This is a genomic window from Nostoc flagelliforme FACHB-838 (assembly GCF_014698065.1).
Lineage (GTDB): Bacteria > Cyanobacteriota > Cyanobacteriia > Cyanobacteriales > Nostocaceae > Nostoc > Nostoc flagelliforme_B.
The window spans coordinates 1-3,853 of record NZ_JACJSI010000494.1; the positions used below are offsets into that span (position 1 = coordinate 1).

Below are 3,853 nucleotides of genomic sequence, written 5' to 3' on the forward strand. Positions count from 1 at the left end.
GATGTTACATATCATACTTGCTATGAGCGTCAGTCTGACCTAATTGAACAGGTTTCAGTATTTCAACAACAAATTAATGCCTCTCCCAATACAGTAGCAGATCGTTTGTGGGTGACAACTCATCTCAAACCTGATGAGGAAAAACTACGGGTCTCAACCTAGACGAGGTTTAGGAGCATGACTACGTTACGAAAAGCAGGATTTATCTTGAATTTGTTTTGATTATCGGCTTGTACGGACTGTAGCACAGGAATTTTTACTTGGTATGGCGATATTTACAGAGAGTGCCCGCAATAAAATATACCGCACTTAGCCAAAAAGTCTGCACCTATAAGCCAGAAATTGAGAAATCCTTAGCCAATTTCCTTCAACAAAAGCAAACCTGCGGAACCTACTCACATAAACCCGCAGCCATCAAGCCGGTGTCAGCCTTACCGTAGCTTTATTAGACTGAGACTCCGCGCCAGATAGAGTCCCAAAGCCTTGAGATCCCTGGCTACCACTCAATACGGTTCGGTTAAGCCCAAAAAATAAAAATGTGTAGGTTGGGTTGAGGAACGAAACCCAACATTTTGCGGGGTTTGTTGGGTTTCACTTCGTTCAACTCAACCTACAAATATTCTTAACCGAACCGTATTGGGCTACCACTTCCATCGCGGCGATACCACCGCCCTCAATGGATTCCACAAAATCCTCACGGGAGGTAAACGGGAAATCTCCAGTCTGCCAAAGCCCCAGACGATTTGCATAAGACAGGTTAGAAACCTTCGTCGCTCCGGTTGCAGAGACATAGACAACCCGTGCCTGCGGTAATGCGTTTTGCAACCTCAGCCCAACAATGCCTTGCTGGGACGCTGCAACCATACCGAGTTTGCCCTCTTGCGCCATTGCGTTACCCATCGCGTGACACTCGTCATAAGCGATCGCTCCCTCAAAGTCTGCTCTTGCCCACTCAACGATTTGCTTGAGCCGACTTTTGCCGTTCTTTTGAGAACGTAGAGTTGAGTAGGTGCAGAAGAGAATGCCTTGGGTGAAAGGAATGGGGTCGCCTAGCTTGATATTTGAGAGGTCGATAATGTCCTTTGCATCACCTCCTAAAGCACACCAGTCCCTACGGGCATCTTCAATTAACGCAGAACTTTTAGATACCCAAATGGCTTTAGAGCGCCCCTGACACCAGTTGTCGAGGATGATTCCCGCACATTGTCTACCCTTACCGGCACCCGTCCCATCGCCAAGAAACCAGCCACGGCGAAATCTAACAGCGTTTTCTTCGCCCTGAGCCGCGACAGTCACACTATCCCATGAGTCATCAACAATATAAGACTCAGACAGAAATTCACAGTACGCCTGACCTGCGTAAATAACGCTTTCAAGTTGTGCCTCTGACAACAAGCCTTGTATGATAATGTTGCTAGGAAGATGCGGTTTGTAGGTTGGTGCTGGTGGCGAAACAAGTGCTAGGGCTGCACTTTCGCAAAGCAGCGAGGGATGAGGTAAAGCGTCCTTGATTCGGATTCGCTGTGGACGATAGGTTTCATATAAAGTATCTTTGAGTCCTTCAGTAGCAGACCATTCGACGACTTGGTATTCCAACACTACTATGTCGTCTGGAAGAAAGGAAACTGTTTCTGGTTGTGCAACTGTAATACGCTTTGGCAATTGAACGACTTTTGTGATGCCTACGGCGGGCGGGTACGCCATCGCAGCAGCAGCTTTGATATCTGAGCGTTCCCACGAAGATCGCTGTGGCAGTTGCTGAATCAACGCCAGCAGTTCGGGCAAGTCCAAGGTTTCGGGAATACAGGGGATTTGCCTGTGATTATCAGCCGGGACTTTATCGATTACCGTAATTCGGGTTTCCATCGTCGTCCCATGTTTTGAGTAAACCTTGCCGTTAACCCCGACTGACATTAAAACTCGTGCTTCCGAGTGCCACCTAACAAAAGTCTCGCGCCAAGTGGGATTATTAGGTGAGAACCAGTTGGCTGTGATTGTTACCAGCCGTCCACCGTCAGCCAGTCTTTGCAATGCCGAGTTGATATGCCTCTTTGTTGCGTCGGGATTACGACTGCTGATTTTGGGAGATGCGGAAAAAGGTGGATTCATCAGCACAACTGAGGGCTGAGTTTTACCAACCAGATAGTCGTTAATCTGTTCCGCGTTAACTGAGAATAATGGTGTGCCAGGGAATAATCGCCGCAGAATCTTACTTCTGTCGGGTGCGAGTTCGTTGAGCATCAGACTTGCACTGTGCAGTTTAGCCATTTGTGCTAATAGACCAGTTCCGGCACTTGGCTCCAGAATCAAATCAGTAGCTTGTATAAATCCTGCTTTGGCTACCAGATAAGCAAGCGGCAACGGTGTCGAGAATTGCTGAAGCTGTACTGACTCTTCACTGCGCCGTGTTTGCGTTGGGCACAGGGCTACTAGCTTTTCTAATTCCAATAATACCGTTTGTGACGACTCTAATAAAAGCTTGTAACCTTTTTGACGCAGATATAATATTTGCGCCACTTCCACAGCTTCGTAAGCATCTTTCCATTGCCATGCACCAGACGCGGCAGTGCCTAAAAAGTAGCGATTCATCTGGGAAGAAACAGTTTTTGTAGAGAGAGGGCGATTATCTATTAAAACTTTTGCAAGCTCTTGAGCAACATTAATAACTGATTGCCCATAATCGATTACTGTTTGTAAATCGAATAAAGAACCTTGAGTGAAAAGTTGCTGTACCATTGGACTATATAATTTTAATTTTCACTTTTGAAAAAGCGAAGCTAATATGTGGGCTTTGTTAACTATCAAACAGGCACATAACGTTCACTATTTTTCAGGAAATAAGTTAACCTCCGTTGATCAGTCGGAGGCTAAGAATAAAGTATTAGTAAAAGGGAATAGAGAAAGGGAATTTTATCCCTTCCCCCTTTTACCTTCTTAGTTTTATGCAGTTTTACGCGGTCTACCTGGCTTGCGCTTGCCTGAAGACTTTACATCAGCCTTTTGAGTTTTCGGTGATTTATTGGCAGCATTGTTAGCTTTATTTAAACGAGTAGTAAGTTTTGGTTGTGGCGAAACTTTTTTAACTGGAGGCAACAATCTCAATGTAGGGAATGAGAGAATAACTGCTTCGTTACTGGTACAATGAACAACTTCATCCTCTAATGTCCAAGGATCTGGCAATTTTTCAAAAGTCCGAGCAAGTGGTGTGATTATTTCTGATACTGATGGGATTTTAGAAGCAGCTATATTTAGATTGCTAACTGGAACCACTTTAGTAGCGTAAGCAGTTGATACAAATAGTCCGTTAATGAACTGGAACATAACGAGAGTAACGAATGCCCAAAAGATGACTACGATTGCCAAGGTGAGTAGAGATTGCATATCCATGATTATTCTTCAACTAAGTATTTGTAATTTTCAATTGATTTACGCAAAGGGTTTTTAAGCCTTGTTCAAATGTGAAGCGGATTTGAACATATCCTCTCTTCAAGAGAGGACTTCACTCTAAAATTAGCGTAGCGTCTCTCTGATTTAATATAGTCAAATTCCTCCATTACTTTAAAATTTATTTACAAAATAAAGCAGATTTTAGCGTTTACCTATTTAAATATTTCAAGTATTATGTTTATAAATTTACTCAAAGATAAACGTTAGAGTTAAGTCTATGAGAAACCATTTATAAAGAAAATCTTTAGGCAGCAAGACGACGTAACATAATACGTGTCATCACAGCATAGATGCATCAGTGAGAGGTTAGAGTGATTGCACATTTGTCAAGAGGGTGCAGGAAAAGGAGACAAATCCAGCTTGGAGACTGGTTTTCGTAGCGCTTTGACAACCCCTAAATCTTGAT

At 43.7% G+C, this 3,853-nt stretch carries 2 protein-coding genes; both read right to left on the reverse strand.

Going from position 1 to position 3,853, the window contains the following annotated elements; genetic code table 11:
* Positions 1-600: 600 nt before the first annotated feature.
* On the reverse strand, positions 601-2,736 hold the full coding sequence (locus tag H6G97_RS47280; RefSeq protein ID WP_242056111.1) for a strawberry notch-like NTP hydrolase domain-containing protein: 2,136 nt from the start codon (positions 2,734-2,736) through the stop codon (positions 601-603).
* 204 nt (positions 2,737-2,940) lie between these two features.
* The gene (locus tag H6G97_RS47285) at positions 2,941-3,387 is read right to left on the reverse strand and encodes a hypothetical protein (protein WP_190947277.1); all 447 of its coding nucleotides are present in this window, start codon (positions 3,385-3,387) and stop codon (positions 2,941-2,943) included.
* Between the last annotated feature and the right edge of the window lie 466 nt (positions 3,388-3,853).

Bases quoted from the DNA above. Each gene is read 5' to 3' on its own strand.
- H6G97_RS47280 (WP_242056111.1), bottom strand. From the start codon at position 2,736: ATGGTACAGCAACTTTTCACTCAAGGTTCTTTATTCGATTTACAAACA.
- H6G97_RS47285 (WP_190947277.1), bottom strand. From the start codon at position 3,387: ATGGATATGCAATCTCTACTCACCTTGGCAATCGTAGTCATCTTTTGG.